Origin of the sequence: Pseudomonas haemolytica (genome assembly GCF_009659625.1) — a bacterium.
Taxonomy (GTDB): Bacteria; Pseudomonadota; Gammaproteobacteria; order Pseudomonadales; family Pseudomonadaceae; genus Aquipseudomonas; species Aquipseudomonas haemolytica.
Genome location: NZ_VOIW01000006.1, coordinates 274,792 through 289,752, shown reverse-complemented (window position 1 = coordinate 289,752; position 14,961 = coordinate 274,792). Strand labels below are relative to the sequence as shown.

The 14,961-nt window shown below is 63.1% G+C and carries 13 protein-coding genes; 8 read left to right on the top strand and 5 right to left on the bottom strand.

Features of this window, described 5'->3' with window-relative positions:
* Nucleotides 1–262 precede the first annotated feature (262 nt).
* Nucleotides 263–625: a hypothetical protein gene (locus tag FRT59_RS20545; protein WP_153872215.1), complete on the top strand. Its 363-nt coding sequence runs from the start codon at nucleotides 263–265 to the stop codon at nucleotides 623–625.
* Between the two features lie 121 nt (nucleotides 626–746).
* On the opposite strand, the gene FRT59_RS20540 is transcribed toward FRT59_RS20545, so the two are convergent.
* The gene (locus tag FRT59_RS20540; protein ID WP_153872214.1) at nucleotides 747–1,469 is read right to left on the bottom strand and encodes a pirin family protein; all 723 of its coding nucleotides are present in this window, start codon (nucleotides 1,467–1,469) and stop codon (nucleotides 747–749) included.
* A gap of 179 nt (nucleotides 1,470–1,648) precedes the next feature.
* On the opposite strand from FRT59_RS20540, the gene FRT59_RS20535 reads away from it, so the two are divergent.
* Together FRT59_RS20535 and FRT59_RS20530 are read left to right on the top strand one after the other, a co-directional pair.
* Nucleotides 1,649–2,599, top strand: coding sequence for a GlxA family transcriptional regulator (locus tag FRT59_RS20535; protein ID WP_153872213.1), 951 nt, complete (start codon nucleotides 1,649–1,651; stop codon nucleotides 2,597–2,599).
* Between the two features lie 95 nt (nucleotides 2,600–2,694).
* Nucleotides 2,695–4,203, top strand: coding sequence for an ATP-binding protein (locus tag FRT59_RS20530; protein WP_153872212.1), 1,509 nt, complete (start codon nucleotides 2,695–2,697; stop codon nucleotides 4,201–4,203).
* Here the strand turns inward: FRT59_RS20530 and FRT59_RS20525 are convergent.
* Both FRT59_RS20525 and FRT59_RS20520 read right to left on the bottom strand, forming a co-directional pair.
* Nucleotides 4,150–6,921 (bottom strand): ATP-binding protein, encoded by a 2,772-nt coding sequence (locus FRT59_RS20525; protein ID WP_153872211.1) that lies wholly within the window; start codon nucleotides 6,919–6,921, stop codon nucleotides 4,150–4,152. The two genes, FRT59_RS20530 and FRT59_RS20525, sit on opposite strands and share 54 nt — an antisense overlap.
* A 58-nt stretch (nucleotides 6,922–6,979) precedes the next feature.
* A complete protein-coding gene (locus FRT59_RS20520) occupies nucleotides 6,980–7,378 on the bottom strand; it encodes a helix-turn-helix domain-containing protein (RefSeq protein WP_034120082.1) in 399 nt (132 codons plus the stop codon).
* Nucleotides 7,379–7,582: 204 nt separating this feature from the next.
* Here FRT59_RS20520 and FRT59_RS20515 point away from each other — a divergent pair, with 204 nt between their 5' ends.
* The 5 genes from FRT59_RS20515 (at nucleotide 7,583) to FRT59_RS20495 (ending at nucleotide 12,777) form a co-directional block, all read left to right on the top strand.
* Nucleotides 7,583–8,491, top strand: coding sequence for a LysR family transcriptional regulator (locus FRT59_RS20515; RefSeq protein ID WP_153872210.1), 909 nt, complete (start codon nucleotides 7,583–7,585; stop codon nucleotides 8,489–8,491).
* 141 nt (nucleotides 8,492–8,632) lie between these two features.
* Nucleotides 8,633–9,223 (top strand): antibiotic biosynthesis monooxygenase, encoded by a 591-nt coding sequence (locus tag FRT59_RS20510; protein ID WP_153872209.1) that lies wholly within the window; start codon nucleotides 8,633–8,635, stop codon nucleotides 9,221–9,223.
* Nucleotides 9,220–11,058, top strand: coding sequence for an amidohydrolase (locus tag FRT59_RS20505; RefSeq protein WP_153872208.1), 1,839 nt, complete (start codon nucleotides 9,220–9,222; stop codon nucleotides 11,056–11,058). The genes FRT59_RS20510 and FRT59_RS20505 overlap by 4 nt, the downstream gene beginning before the upstream one ends.
* Nucleotides 11,059–11,082: 24 nt before the next feature.
* Nucleotides 11,083–11,700, top strand: coding sequence for an isochorismate family cysteine hydrolase YcaC (gene ycaC, locus FRT59_RS20500; RefSeq protein ID WP_034120078.1), 618 nt, complete (start codon nucleotides 11,083–11,085; stop codon nucleotides 11,698–11,700).
* A 195-nt stretch (nucleotides 11,701–11,895) separates the two neighbouring features.
* Complete coding sequence (locus FRT59_RS20495; protein ID WP_034120076.1) at nucleotides 11,896–12,777, top strand: LysR family transcriptional regulator; 882 nt, start codon at nucleotides 11,896–11,898, stop codon at nucleotides 12,775–12,777.
* A 7-nt stretch (nucleotides 12,778–12,784) separates the two neighbouring features.
* Here the strand turns inward: FRT59_RS20495 and FRT59_RS20490 are convergent, their stop codons facing one another.
* Entirely contained in the window at nucleotides 12,785–13,744 is a 960-nt protein-coding gene (locus FRT59_RS20490; protein WP_153872207.1) for a D-isomer specific 2-hydroxyacid dehydrogenase family protein, read from the bottom strand.
* Nucleotides 13,741–14,910 carry an acyl-CoA dehydrogenase family protein gene (locus FRT59_RS20485; protein WP_153872206.1) on the bottom strand — a complete coding sequence of 390 codons (1,170 nt, stop codon included), beginning with the start codon at nucleotides 14,908–14,910 and terminating at the stop codon, nucleotides 13,741–13,743. Before FRT59_RS20485 ends, FRT59_RS20490 begins: the two co-directional genes overlap by 4 nt.
* Nucleotides 14,911–14,961: the final 51 nt, after the last annotated feature.

Here is a 14,961-nt window from a genome sequence, read left to right as displayed (position 1 = left end):
TTGCCGGCGGCGTATCGCAAGAAATTCCTGATTGTTCAGGGATGAAGGTGACGACGGCTGTATTAGTCGCAGACCTACTAGCTGATGCCCTGCGATCCAAATGTGGGAGCGGGCTTGCTCGCGAAGGCGGCCTGACAGGCGACCAGGATCTTGCGTTGGTTCGAGTACATATCCATTTCTGCGGTAACGGCCGCTATTGGTTCCGCTCTTACAGCGGCTCGCTGCGCATCGTGGTTACGGTGGCCGTTACAGCATTGTGTAGATGCAAATCGCAGTCGAAAAAAAACCGGCTGATCAGGCCGGTTTGGGGTGTCCCGCCGACAGCGCGGGGTTATACGTGGGTGCTCAGCAGACGCTCGGCACCACCTTCAGCCAGGCCGCGTTCTTGCAGACGATCAGCACCACCTTCAGCGAGGCCGCGTTCTTGCAGACGATCAGCACCGCCTTCAGCCAGGCCACGTTCCTGCAAGCGATCGGCGCCACCTTCGGCAACACGGGTTTCTATCAGGCGATCCGCACCCCCTTCAGCGACAACCGGGTGGGCAAAAGCGTTGGCAGCGAGTACCGAGAAAGCGAGGCTAAGCAAGAGTTGGCGTTACATGGTGATGTGCTCCGAATGTTTTAGTTGGGTGCCGTTTGGCATGGGTTTGATGTTACGCGTTGGATTTTTTAAGAGAACTTCATTGCGCTGATGGTGACTATCGACGCCAGCGATGGCCCGTCTCACCGGGCCATCAATCAGGCCGTCACGGCATGTGCGGCAACTCCTGTGGGCGCAGGTCAAACACCAGCACCTCGGCGTCCTCGCCATGGCTGAGGCGAATCTGGCGCTCATCGCGCAGGCGGGCGCCGTCACCTTCCTGCAAGCGCTGGCCATTGAGTTCAACGCTGCCCCGCGCCACATGGATGTAGGCATAACGATCCGGCGCGAGCTCCAGGCGGGTGCTTTCATCACCGTTGAACAGCCCGGCATACACCCGCGCATCCTGGCGCACCTTCAGTGAGCCATTGGCGCCATCCGGCGAGATGATCAACTGCAAGCGCCCGCGTTTCTGCGCTTCACTGAAGTGCTCCTGCTGATAGCGTGGCTTGGCGCCGGTTTCATCGGGCACGATCCAGATTTGCAGGAAGTGCACCCCACGGTTTTGGCTATGGTTGAACTCACTGTGGGCCACGCCGCTGCCGGCGCTCATCAGCTGTACATCGCCAGGGCGGATCACCGAGCCGGTGCCCAGGGTGTCCTTGTGTTCCAGGGCGCCTTCGAGCACATAGGAGAAAATCTCCATGTCGCGGTGCGGGTGCTGGCCAAAACCTTTGCCGGCGGCGACGCGGTCATCGTTGATCACCAGCAGGTCGGAAAAACCCTGCTCCTTGGGGTTCCAGTAGCTGGCGAAGGAGAACGTGTGGAACGACTTCAACCAACCGTGATTGGCGGCGCCGCGTTCGGAAGCTTTGCGAAGGGTCAGCATGGTCCAGTCCTCAAGTGAGCGCGGGTTGCGAGATGCAGTGCGCTTGCGTGAGAAGAAGATTAATGGTTATCCATATATTCATTAAGAAGGTGAAAATTGAATAACTGTCTCTCTCAGGTGGACATTGAAAGACGTGCCATAATGCCCGCCGCATTCCTGCTCGATGGACATTCCCGCTTATGAAAACCGTGGCCATGGCGCTGTTTCCGGACTTCCTGCTGCTCGACATGGCCGGGCCGCTGGAGGTGTTTTCGATTGCCAACCGCTACCTGCCCGCAGCCGATCACTATCAAATCCTCACCCTCGGCACTGAGCCCGGTCCATTGCGGGCCTCCAACGGCGTGAGGGTCCAGACCGACCTGCAGTTGGACCAGGCCCAGGCCGCCTACGACCTGCTGCTGGTGCCAGGCGGCCCGGGCGCCTATAACGAATGCCATCCTGCGTTGCTGCCTTGGCTGAAAACCGCTGCGCCACGCGCACGGCGTTTCGGCTCGATCTGCACCGGCGCCTTTGTGCTCGGGCATGCCGGTTTGCTCGATGGCCACCGTGTGACCACCCATTGGCATTACACCGAGCGGTTGATCAAGGCGTTCCCCAACGCCATCGTCGAGACCGATCGCATCTACCTGCAGGACGGGCGCCTGATCACCTCGGGCGGCGTCACCGCCGGTATCGACCTGGCCCTCTCGGTGGTCGCCCAGGACCATGGCAAGCAAGTGGCGGTGGACGTGGCCAAGGTGTTGCTGGTGGTGATGAAGCGCCAGGGCGGCCAGGCCCAGTTCAGCCCGATGACCGCTGCCGTGGCGCCTCAGGAAACCGCGATCACCCGCGTGCAGAACCACGTGCTGGCGCATCTGGATCAACCCTTTACCATCGAGTCCATGGCCGAACTGGCTGGCATGAGTGCACGGCATTTTGCGCGTCTGTTCGCCAAGGACGTGCAGATGACGCCGATGGTTTTCCTGCAGGGCGCACGCATCGACCGTGCCCGGCAACTGTTGGAAACCACCGACCTGCCGCTCAAGACCGTGGCATTTCACGCAGGTTTTGGTAGCGTGAGGCATATGCGCTTTCTGTTCAGTGAAAAGCTCGGCCTGAACCCCACCCAGTACCGACAACAGTTCAGTTAACAACACAATGTCCGTCTGGGGCACTCGATTGTCCGTATTGCTCCCCGTGTCGGCATTGTCCTGATATCGCCAACTGGCAAGATAGCGTCGAGCCCATGGAAAAGGATGCGCAGGCACTCAAGCACGGGTGTTCCAGCGCTGTTACGGACATGCAAAATTGTGCCGCGGTGAATTTCGGCCCCTACACCTTTCATCGGCAACAGCGCCTGGTCAGCAAGGCGGGCTGGCCGGTGCCCCTGGGCGGACGTGCCTTGGATATTCTCGCGGTATTGCTCGAGGCGCCCGGGCAGTTCGTCAGCAAGGCCACGTTGATCGAGCGGGTCTGGCCCAACAGTGTGGTCGAAGACAATAACCTGCGCGTGCACATAGCGGCGTTGCGACGTGCCCTCGACGGGCGACGCTTGATCCTCAATCATCCCCAGCGCGGTTACTGCTTCGTCGCGCCCGTGCAAGGCACGCAGCCGGCGCTGCTGCCCCAACACAACCTGGCTGCGCGGCTCAGCCCGGTATGCGGTCGCGATGAACTGGTGGGCATGCTGGTGCGGCGCATGACCGGGCACCGTCTGTTGACGCTCACCGGGGTAGCCGGCATTGGCAAAAGTACGTTGGCCCTGGCCGTGGCCGAGCGCGTGTTGCCACGCTATTGCGACGGGGTGTGGTGGGTCGATTTGACCCCGATGCAGGCGCCACACGAACTGCTCGGCACGCTGGCCACGGTATTTCAGCTGGAGGCCTGCCAGAGCCTTGATGAGCTGTGCCGCCGACTGGCCTCGCGTCAGTTGCTGCTGGTACTCGATGGTGCCGACCTGCTGCTGGGTGCCTGTCGCAAGCTGGTGCGCGCATTGCGCGAACGGGCGCCCGGCGTCAGCGTGCTGGTCAGCAGCCGCGAAGCCTTGCTGGCCCCTGGTGAGTGGGTGCTGCGTGTGCCGCGATTGGCCGTGCCGTCACCGTCGGCGTTAAGTAGTGTCGAGCAGGTGATGGGCTGTCCTGCGGTACAACTTTTCGTCGCACGGGTACGCGCCAGTCAGCAGGGTTTTGTATTGAGGCGCCAGGACCTGGCAGCGATACGCGATGTTTGTTCGCGCCTGGACGGTATCCCGCTGGCCCTTGAACTGGCGGCAGCCCAGGTCGACGCGTTGGGCATTGGCGGTGTGCAGAGGCAAGTGCGCACGGGGCTGCAGGTGCTGACCCGTGGGCGCCGTACGGCGGTGGAACATCATCGTTCACTGGCCGCTGCCCTGGATTGGAGCTACGAACGCCTGAGCCTGCCGGAGTGCTGGCTGTTCCTGCAGTTGGGTTTGTTCAAGATGGCGGTGACCTTGCCTACCTTGAGCGACCTGGTAAGCGGTACCGAGCTTGAGCACGCCGACCTGGCCTATCTGCTGGCGCGCCTGGTCAATGTCTCTCTATTGAACGTCGAGCCTGGCCTGGGCCCGCAGCGCCGCTATCGCCTGCTCAACTGCGTGCGCAGCTACGCCCTGGCGCAACTGCGTGACCCGCGTCAGGTCGAGCGCTTACAGCAGGGCTATGGGCAATGCATGGGCGTGTTTTCAGGCCGGCCGTTTGTCCTGCAACTGGTCGAGCAGGCGGCGTGCTCGGATTAAATCCTGGGTGGCGAATCCTTCGGTAAAACGCCCGTAGACCGAGCCCAGCAGATCCCGGGCGGCCTGCAGGCGCCCCTGCTGGCACCAAAGTCGTGCCAGGGAAGTCGCACAGCGCAGCTCCCAGGCCAGGGCACCTTGCTGATGCGCCACGCCCAGGGCTTCGAGCAGCAGGGGTTCAGCGGCGAGCCTGTCGCCCTGGTGCACCCACTGCTCGGCGCGGACCCGCAGGATTTCCGGCGCGCACCAACCCGCAGAGCCATTGCGTGCGCGCTCGAAGGCTGCGTCATCGACTTCGTCGGCACCCAATGTGATCAGGGTGTCCTCAATCAGGCCCAGGCCCTGCAAATGCTGATTGCCGAGGATACCGGCGTAATGCCCGGCCCAGGTCTGGAACAACTGCGCTGAATGCTTGTGCGACTCCTCAAGCAGTCGCCTTTGCAGGGTTTGTGCCTCGTGTTCGGCGCCGTTGTAACGGGCGATCACCACCCCGGCCAGGGCCAGGGTGTAGCAGATCGACGTGCCATGATTGATCTGCAGTGCCAGTTCCAGCGCCTGGCTGGCGGTGCGCCAGGCGCGATCGGGAAGGCCCTGCAGCCACAGGATCCGCGCGAGCAGGGTCAGGGACGCGACGCTTTGGTCGTATTGCACGCCGACGCCGTGGGCGAACCGGTTCACATGGCCGCTGTGACTCATGCGCTGCAGCACTTGCTCGGCATTGTGTCGGGCGAGCGCCTGGTTTCCGGTGTAATGCTGGGCCAGCGCGCGCAATCGCTGGGCGCTCAGGTCCAGCAGCGGTTCGGTGCGCGGGTCGAGGCGAGCAAACTGCAGGCTCTGCTGCAGCGCTTGAGCGTAGCGCCCGGCACACAGGTTCACGGCCATATGCCCGGAGACCGCACGCAACTGGCCAGCAAGGTCCTGGCGCGCCTCGGCCAGGCGTTCGGCACTGACAAAGGCCGCGATGGTTTGGGGCGCAGCACCCATGGCGTGGTAGGAGAGGCTGCCCAGCGCCAATTGCAGTTGCAGGGTCAATTGGGTGCAGGGGGTGTTGACCTGGCCTATCAGCGCCAATGCCGTGTCCACATAGCCGCCGTGTTCACGCAGCAATGACAATTCCTGCCACAGGGGCATCGCGCTGACCGTCAGGCGGATAGCCAGCAAGTGCCCGCGATCTTCGGCAAAGCCCCAGTCGAGTGCGGCGCGTACGTCCTCGCGCAGCGGCGCATAACGGTCGATCCAAGGCTGCGTGGCAAGCAGCTCCCAGTCGGCCTGGGCCTGTTCCATCAACGCCAGGCAGCGGGCTGCGTGGCGCTCTCGCGTGGCTGCCAGTTCAGCGGCGAGGCTGAGCTTTTCCAGGGCATAAGTGCGGGTGATATCCAGCAGGCGATACACCATCTCGTCATCACCGGCTTCCACATTCAACAGTGACTTGGCCACCAGTTGCGTGATGGAGCCCAGCACCTCGGCGGGGGCGATCGTTTCCCCGGTGATCACCGCCGCGGCACTGACCAGGCTGAAGCCTGCGCGAAAGACCGCGAGGCGGCGCAGGCAGGTTTTTTCGCACTCGGTGAGCAGGTCAAAGCTCCAGTCGAGGGTCGCCCGCAGGGTTTGTTGGCGGGGTAGGGCGCTGCGCCGCCCGCGGGCCAGCAGGCGGAAGTTGTCCTCCATCTGCACCAGCAGCGCCTGCAAGCCGAATCGCTCGATTTGCGCGGCCACCAGTTCGATCGCCAGGGGAATACCGTCCAGGCGCTGGCAGATATCAATCGCCAGTGGCAGTTCAGCTTCGCTGAGGGCAAAGTTGTCCTGATGGGACATGGCCCGCTCGATCAGCAATTGCATCGCCGGGTAACCCAGGGCCTGGGCACGGTTGCCGGTGGCAGGCGGGCAGGCCAGCGGTTCCAGGCGTTGCACATATTCACCTTCGGCGCGCAGGGCTTCGCGGCTGGTAGTGAGGATGTGCAGATGGGGTGCATGGCGCAACAGGGTTTCGCTGATCAGGGCGATGTCGTCAAGCAGGTGTTCGCAGTTGTCGATCACCAGCAGCATCTGGCGCGCCTGCAGGCTGCGGGCGAAGTTGGCCAGCGGCGCATTCTCGCCAAGTGTAAGGTCGAGCAGGGCGGCGAGGTTGGGCAGGATCATCGATGCCGTACTGAGCGGCGCCAGGTCCAGCAGGTGAATACCGTCGCGGTAATGCCCGATCAATAACTCGGCGACACGCAGGGCGACGGTGGTCTTGCCGATGCCACCGGCGCCGGTCAGGGTGATAAAACGCTGCTGCGGCAGTTGCTGCACCAGGGTGTCGATCAGGGCCTGGCGACCGATCATTCGTGTGCGTCGCAGCGGCAGGTTATGGCTTGGGCGTTGAGGCATACCGCCTGTGGGTAGCGTCATCGGTTCGATGCTCAGTGGGGCAACAAAACTGTAGCCGCGCTGGGCGACCGTGACGATATAGCGCTGCCCGGCCTGGCCATCACCCAGTGCCTTGCGCAAGGCTGCCATGTGCACCCGAAGATTGCCGTCTTCCACCACGGTTTTGGGCCATACCCGCGCGATCAGCTCCTGCTTGCTCACCACATTGCCGGCGTGCTCCAGCAAGACCAGCAGAATATCTACCGCACGCCGCCCCAGGCGCAGCGGGCGACCGGCCTCCAGCACCAGGCGCTGGCGCGGGTGGATGCGATAGGGGCCGAAGTGCACGGCCTGGTCGCTCAAGTCAGTCATGGCTGCCCGGGTTCTGGATACAGGGATGGGCCAGCATATTCCAGGTGCGAGAAGACCACTAGGCGGCGATTACCTCAGGTTTGTGACGCGACTGGTGGTTTCGCCAGGTCATCGGGTTCACACCCTCGCTGCGCGTGAACATATGGCAGAAGTGCGCCTGGTCGCAGAAACCACATTCCAGGCTGATTTGCGTGAGACTCATGGACGAACCGGTGATCAACTCCTTGGCGCGCTGGATGCGCTGCTGGCGAATCCAATCCTGGGGCGACAGGCCGGTAGTGCACTTGAATGCGCGGGAAAAATGACTGCGCGACAAGGCGCAGGCCTGGGCCAGGTCGGCGATGGCCAGGCTTTCGCCGAGGTTGGCGAGGATCAGTTGCTTGGCGATTCGCTCGCGCCGTGGGCACAGGCCACCGGTGGCGGACAAACGCGGGGCATATTGCTCGAGTCGGGCCATGACAAATATCCTTAGTCGATGGGAGCGTTCCCGGTGGATGGATGCAGTGTAGACGCCGCCATTCTTGGCGCCGGACCGCCGGGCTGACGAGTTAATCGTTGTTAATTTCTCCAGTTATGGGGCTGAAAATGACAGCACAGCCATGCAATCGCAGGCGTTCCGGGCATGCTTCCCTGGCTGTCTGGAAACTGTGTGGAAACCGCCATGAACCGCAACGACCTGCGCCGCGTCGACATGAACCTGCTGGTGATTTTCGAAGCACTGATGTTCGAGAAAAACCTGACTCGGGTGGCCGAGAAGCTCTTTATGGGCCAGCCGGCGGTGAGTGCCGCGTTAGGCCGCTTGCGCGATTTGTTCGACGACCCGTTGCTGCTGCGCAACGGTCGCGGCATGGAACCCACGCCCCGTGCGGTGGCGATACTCAAGGAGCTGCAACCGGCCATGGACACCATCTCCGGCGCCGTCAGTCGCGCCAAGGACTTCGACCCTTCCAGCAGCAGTGCGGTGTTTCGCATCGGCCTGTCCGATGACGCCGAGTTCGGGCTGTTTCCGTCGTTGCTCAGTCAACTGCGCGAAGAGGCACCGGGCATCATCGTGGTGGTGCGCCGGGCCAATTACCTGTTGATGTCGGCGCTGCTGGCCAGCGGCGAGATCTCGGTGGGGGTCAGCTACACCACCGAACTGCCGGCGAATGCCAAGCGCAAAAAACTGCGGGACATCCCCTGCAAGGTGCTGCGCGGCGATGACGGCGTGGCGCCGCTGAGCCTGGATGACTACTGCGCCAGGCCCCATGCGATGGTGTCGTTTTCAGGGGACTTGAGCGGCAATATCGACCTCGACCTGGCGCGCATCGGCCGCTCGCGGCGGGTAGTGCTGGCCGTGCCGCAGTTCAGCGGGTTGCGCGCGTTGCTGGCGGGCACGCAGATTATCGCCACCGTACCGGATTACGCGGCGTGCGCATTGACCGAAGGCACCCGCTTGCGCGCAGAAGACCCGCCGTTTGCGATTGACGCGGCGGAGTTATCGATGGTGTGGAGTGGGGTGCATGACAATGACCCCGCGGAGCGCTGGTTACGGGCGAGGATTGTGGAGTATATGGCGGCGGCTAACTGACTGCCTGGAAGGATGTTGGGTTTTTGACCGAGTACAGACCCACTCTCCAAGAAACCCAAACAGCACATACATCCAATTCCCCGCCCCCCCAGCCCGGCAAACTTCTCCTATCGCTCAATCCTGCGGGGGAGTCACCCAACCATGGACCCAACACCCAAAACCAGCCCCGACGAAGTCGTCACCCTGGTCGTCAAGCACCGGGTCAAACCGGGTCGCGAAACTGAATACGAAGCCTGGCTACGCCGCATCGTGCGCATCGCCGGCGAGCGCCCAGGTCATCTCGGCGTCGATGTGGTGCGTAGCCAGCAGAACGGCATGGCGTTGTTCACCTGCGTACTGCGCTACCGCTCCACGGACGCCCTGGAATTGTGGCTCGACTCCCCCCAGCGCCAAGCCCTGATCGACGAAGCCGTGCCGATGCTGGCGGACGGCGACCAGACTGAAATCGGCGCCGTCAATGAGTTCTGGTTCGCGCCCCAGGCCGACGGCGCTGCGCCGCCGCCGCGCTGGAAGCAGGCGGTGGTCAGCCTGTTTGTGATTCTGCCGCAAACCCTGCTCCTGCCCTTTATCTGGGGACCGATCCTGCGCTTGCACCCGTTCCTGTCCAACTACGTGGTCTCCACCTTCCTGGTCACCCTGACCATTGTGTTGCTGGTGGTCTACCTGCTGATGCCCGCGGCCACCCGCCTGTTCGCCCCCTGGCTTCAAGCCTCTGTAAAGGAAACCCTATGAACGCCGATCTGATTCTGTTCAATGGCCAGTTCCACACCGTGGACCGGGAAAACCCACGCGCCACCGCTGTCGCCATCCACGACGGGCGCTTCGTCGCTGTCGGCACGGACGGCGAGGCCATGGCCCTGCGCGGCAGCGGCACCCAGGTCATCGACCTCAAAGGCCGCACGGTGATCCCCGGCCTTAACGACTCGCACCTGCACCTGATCCGTGGCGGGCTGAACTACAACCTTGAACTGCGCTGGGAAGGCGTGCCTTCCCTGGCCGATGCCTTGCGCATGCTCAAGGGCCAGGCTGACCGCACTCCCACGCCGCAATGGGTGCGGGTGGTTGGCGGCTGGAACGAATTCCAGTTCGCCGAAAAACGCATGCCAACCCTTGAAGAACTCAACCAGGCCGCGCCGGACACCCCGGTGTTCGTGCTGCACCTGTATGACCGCGCCTTGCTCAACCGTGCGGCGCTGCGCGTGGCCGGCTACACCAAGGACACGCCGAACCCGCCGGGCGGCGAGATCGTGCGCGACAGCCACGGCAACCCCACCGGCATGCTGGTGGCGCGGCCTAACGCGATGATTCTGTACTCGACCTTGGCCAAGGGCCCGAAACTGCCACTGCAATACCAGGTCAACTCCACCCGCCAGTTCATGCGTGAACTCAATCGCCTGGGCTTGACCAGCGCGATCGATGCCGGTGGCGGTTTCCAGAACTACCCTGACGACTACGCGGTGATCGAGCAACTGGCCAAGGATCAACAGTTGACGGTGCGCATCGCCTATAACCTGTTCACCCAGAAGCCCAAGGAAGAACTCAGCGACTTCAAGAACTGGACCGGCAGCGTCACTCTGCATCAGGGCGATGACTATCTGCGCCACAATGGCGCCGGCGAGATGCTGGTGTTTTCGGCGGCGGATTTCGAAGACTTCCTCGAACCACGGCCCGACCTGCCGCTGACCATGGAACAGGAGCTGGAGCCGGTGGTCCGTCACCTGGTGGAACAGCGCTGGCCGTTCCGCCTGCACGCCACTTACGACGAGTCGATCTCGCGCATGCTCGACGTGTTCGAGAAGGTCAACCGCGACATTCCTTTCAACGGCCTGCCATGGTTCTTCGACCACGCCGAAACCATCACCCCGAAGAATATCGAACGCGTACGCGCCCTCGGTGGTGGCATTGCGATCCAGGATCGCATGGCGTTCCAGGGTGAATACTTTGTCGAGCGCTACGGCGCCAAGGCCGCCGAAGCCACGCCGCCGATCAAGCGCATGCTCGCCGAAGGCGTACCGGTGGGGGCGGGCACCGATGCCACGCGGGTCTCGAGCTATAACCCGTGGACTTCGCTGTACTGGATGGTCAGCGGGCGCACCGTCGGCGGGCTGGAGCTGCATGCCGAAGGTCTGCCACGCCTCACCGCGTTGGAGTTGTTCACCCACGGCAGCGCCTGGTTCTCGTCCGAGCAGGGCAAGAAAGGCCAGATCAAGGTCGGCCAGTTGGCGGATGTGGCCGCGTTATCGGCGGACTTTTTCAGCGTCGATGAAGAGGCGATCAAGTGGATCGAGTCGGTGCTGACCGTAGTCGGCGGCAAGGTCGTATACGGCGCCGGCGACTTCGAAGACTTCGCACCACCACGGGTACCGGTGCTGCCGGACTGGTCGCCGGTGGTCAAGGTGCCGGGGCACTGGCGCCCCAGTTCGCCATTGCAAGCCCAGGTCCATCAATGCAGCGGCCCCTGTGGCGTGCATTCCCACAGCCATGAAAAAGCGCGTCTTTCCAGCGTGCCGGTCAGCGACTTCCAGGGCTTCTGGGGCGCGTTCGGCTGCTCCTGCTTTGCCTTTTAATCCAGAAACCAAAGGAGTTACCCCATGACTTACAAGCGCTTGAACAAAGACGAAGCAGTCGTACTGTTGGTCGATCACCAGACCGGCCTGATCTCCCTGGTACAGGATTTCTCCCCTAACGAGTTCAAGAACAACGTACTGGCCCTGGCCGACGTGGCGAAGTTCTTCAAGCTGCCGACCATCCTCACCACCAGCTTTGAAACCGGCCCCAACGGCCCGCTGGTGCCGGAACTCAAGGAACTGTTCCCGGATGCGCCGTACATCCCGCGCCCAGGCCAGATCAATGCCTGGGACAACGAAGATTTCGTCAAGGCCGTGAAGGCCACCGGTCGCAAGCAGTTGATCATTGCGGGCGTGGTGACCGACGTTTGCGTGACCTTCCCGACCCTGGCGGCATTGGCTGAAGGCTTCGAGGTATTTGTGGTCACCGATGCCTCGGGGACCTTCAACGAAGCCGTGCAACGTGCTTCCTGGGCACGCATGAGCGCTGCCGGCGCCCATCTGGTGAACTGGTTCTCGGTGGCCTGCGAACTGCAGATCGACTGGCGCAACGACATGGAAGGCCTGGCCAACCTGCTGTCGCCGCGCATCCCCAACTATCGCAACCTGATGAACAGCTACTCGGCGTTCACGGCCAAGTAACCGGTTCTCAAACCTGTAGGTAATCCCATGTGGGAGGGGCGGTGCGACGATTCGACTTGCTCCCGATGGCGGTGTGTCAGTCACGGCATTTTTGACTGGTGCACCGCCATCGGGAGCAAGCCCCCTCCCACATTAGGTTTGTGCTGTGCCTCTGACCCCGCTATAAATCAGCCCATCGTCCACCGAGAAGCGACAATGAACCCCTTTGAAGACATGCGCCTGTTCTGCCAGGTCATGGAATCCGGCAGTTTCACCGCCGCCGCCGAGCAGTTGGGCCTGTCCAAGCAATTTGTCAGCCGCCGCCTGATCCAGCTCGAAGAGCGCCTCGGCGTGCGCCTGCTCAACCGCTCCACGCGGCGCCTGGATGTCACGCCACTGGGCCAGAGTTACTACGAATCCGCCTTGCGCCTGCTCAGTGATGTCGAGCAAGTGGAGCAGGGCATCGCCGGCCAGAACAGCGAGCCGCGTGGCACCCTGCGTCTCAGCGCGCCGCTGTCGTTTGCCATGGCTCACCTGAGTTGTTTGTTGCCGTTGTTCCTGCAACGTTATCCGCAGGTTTCGGTGGAAGTCGATCTCAGCGACCGCCCGGTGGACCTGATCGGCGAGGGCTATGACCTGGTGCTGCGCATCGGCACCCTGGAGGATTCCACCTTGATTGCTCGGCGGATCGCCAGTGTGCAGCGGGTGTATTGCGCCAGCCCCGATTACCTGGCGCTGCGGGGTACACCGTTGAAACCCGAGGATTTGACCGCGCACGACTGCCTGCCCTACGGGCATGGGCGCCAGGTGCAGTGGCGCTTCAAGGGCAAGTTGCAAGTGTTGAATGTCACTGGGCGGATGCGCGTGAATAACGGCGAACTGTTGCGTGACACGGCCATTGCCGGGTTGGGGGTGACGTACCTGCCGACGTTTATCGTCGCTGATGCCTTGAAGGACGGGCGCCTTGTGGCAGTGTTGGAAGACTTTGCCCCAGAAGCCTTGACCTTGTCGGCGGTGTACCCGCAGCACCGGCAGAGTTCACGGCCGGTGCAGGCGTTGGTGGAGTTTTTGCGTGAGCGTTTGGCCGCAGGCTGCTGAACGAAGATCACCTGCGCGGGCTGGCATTCGCCAAGTTGAGCAGTGCAAGCCCCTCGATGTAACGCTGCAAGTTGGCCAGGAACGTATCGGCAATTTCATGCTGGCTGCGGGTGGAAATCGCCGAGGTGTGCGGCGACAAGCGCACCCGCGGATGGGTATACAACGGATGCCCGTCCGGCAGTGGTTCTGGTTCGGTGACGTCGAGGGAGGCCAGGCCGATCTGGCCGTTATCCAGTGCCTCCAGCAGTGCCTCCTGATCCAGCAGGCCACCGCGCGCGATATTGATCAGGTGCAGTCCCGGTTTGGCACTGGCCAGTACCTTGCGATCAACGATATGCCGCGTGGCTTCGGTCAGGGGCGCGGCGAGTACCAGGTGGTCGGCGCGGGCGAACAGGTCGTGGATATCCCTGGCCGCTTGCACACCGTCAACCTCAAAGGGTGCCTGGCTTTGCCTGAGCGCCACGACCTCGATCCCCAGGGCCAGGGCCTTTTGCGCCAGGCTTGCGCCAATCGCACCAAAGCCTAGGATGCCCAGGGTGGTGCCCTTGAGCGGGCGCAGGGCGGTGAAATTCCACTGCGAATCCTTTACCCAGATATCCGGCAAGTGCTTGGACGCAGCAAAGATCGACGCCAGGGCGAACTCGGCCAGGTTGTCGGCGGCGCTGCCCCGGGAGGTGGTCACGGGCGGGCCGTTGAATAGCCACTGCGGGTAGAAGTCGATGCCCGACGACACCAGGTGCACCCATTGCGCGCCATAGGGCCAGCCCGGTGGCGGGGTATCGGGGGCGGTGTAGCCGCGCACGTTGATCGGGCGCAGCAGCAGGATATTGGCCTGGGGCGGCAGGTCGCTGGGCACGCCGACCGGCACGCCGATCACCTGGGCCGCGGGGTGCAGCGGCGCCAGGCGCTCGCGGATCACCTGGTTGAAGTCTTCGTCCAACTGGCTGGCAATAATCACCTGACTCATGTGCGTTCCTTCTGGCGTTGGGTGAACACGGCTTTGCCCACGCCTTGCAGCACGGCGTCGTTCTGTGGGGTGTGCACCCGACTGCACAGCACATCGCGGTAATGCCGTTGCAGTGGGCTATGGCGTGACAAGCCGGGGTTGCCCGAGGCTTCGATGGCCAGCTCGACCGCACGGATCGCGTTGCCGGTCACCAGGTACTTCACCTGCGCGGCATTGGCGGCAGGCGTGTGGCCATCGGCGGCGGCGTCGAGCAGGCTGCGGTTGGCGAACAATAAGGTGTCGATATGGCCGACGGTTTCCTGCAAACGCGGCAAGCTCGACAGCGCTGCGCCGAGGTTGGACGGCTTGCGTTCCTCCAGCCAGTTCACCAGCCAGTCCCGTGCCGCCTGGGCCACCGCGTCGTACACCGACGACAGCAGCACTGACATCCACAGCAAGCCATCGCCATCCAGTTCCGGCTGCGGCGCGCTCCAGGGGCTGACGCTGACGGCGTGGTCCAGCGGCACCCGCACGTTATCGAGCACCACCTCATGGCTGCAGGTGGCGCGCATGCCCAGGTGATCCCAGGTGTCGATGATGCTTACGCCGGGGCTGTCCTTGGGCACCAGCCAGGCACCTACCAGCGGGTCTTCGTCATCGCTGCGTGCCCACACGCTGAACCAGCTCAGGCCATGGCTGCCGGTGGAGTAGAGCTTGCGCCCGCTGATGCGCCAGCCGTCGGCGGTGCGTACCGCCGTGGTGGCCGGTAAGCCGCCACGGGCGGGCGTGCCCAGGTCTGGTTCGACACGCAGGGCGTTGATCAGCGCGCCGTTGCGCACTGCGTCTTCGGCGACTTTAACGCGCAGGTGTGCCGGCCAGGTGTGGCTGTCTTGCAGGCGGGTGTGTTGCAGGTACTGCATCACCAGGATCAGCGCCGTGGACGGTTCGCCCTTGGCAATCGCGCTGATGGCCTTGCGCGCCTGGGCAAGGCTGGCACCGCCGCCACCGAGGGCCTTGGGCACGGTGAGGGCGACCAGGCCGTGTTGGTGCAACAGGTTGAAGTTGGCGTGGGGGAAGGCGCCGCTTGCGTCGTACAGGTGAGCGGTGCTGGCCAGCTGGAGGCTGAGTCGGTCGAGCGTGGTGTCGAAATCGACGGCTTCCACAGCCCGTAGAGACGATTGAGTCATCAGTATGTACTCGGTCAAATGTGGGAGGGAGCAAGCCTCCTCCCACAGGGA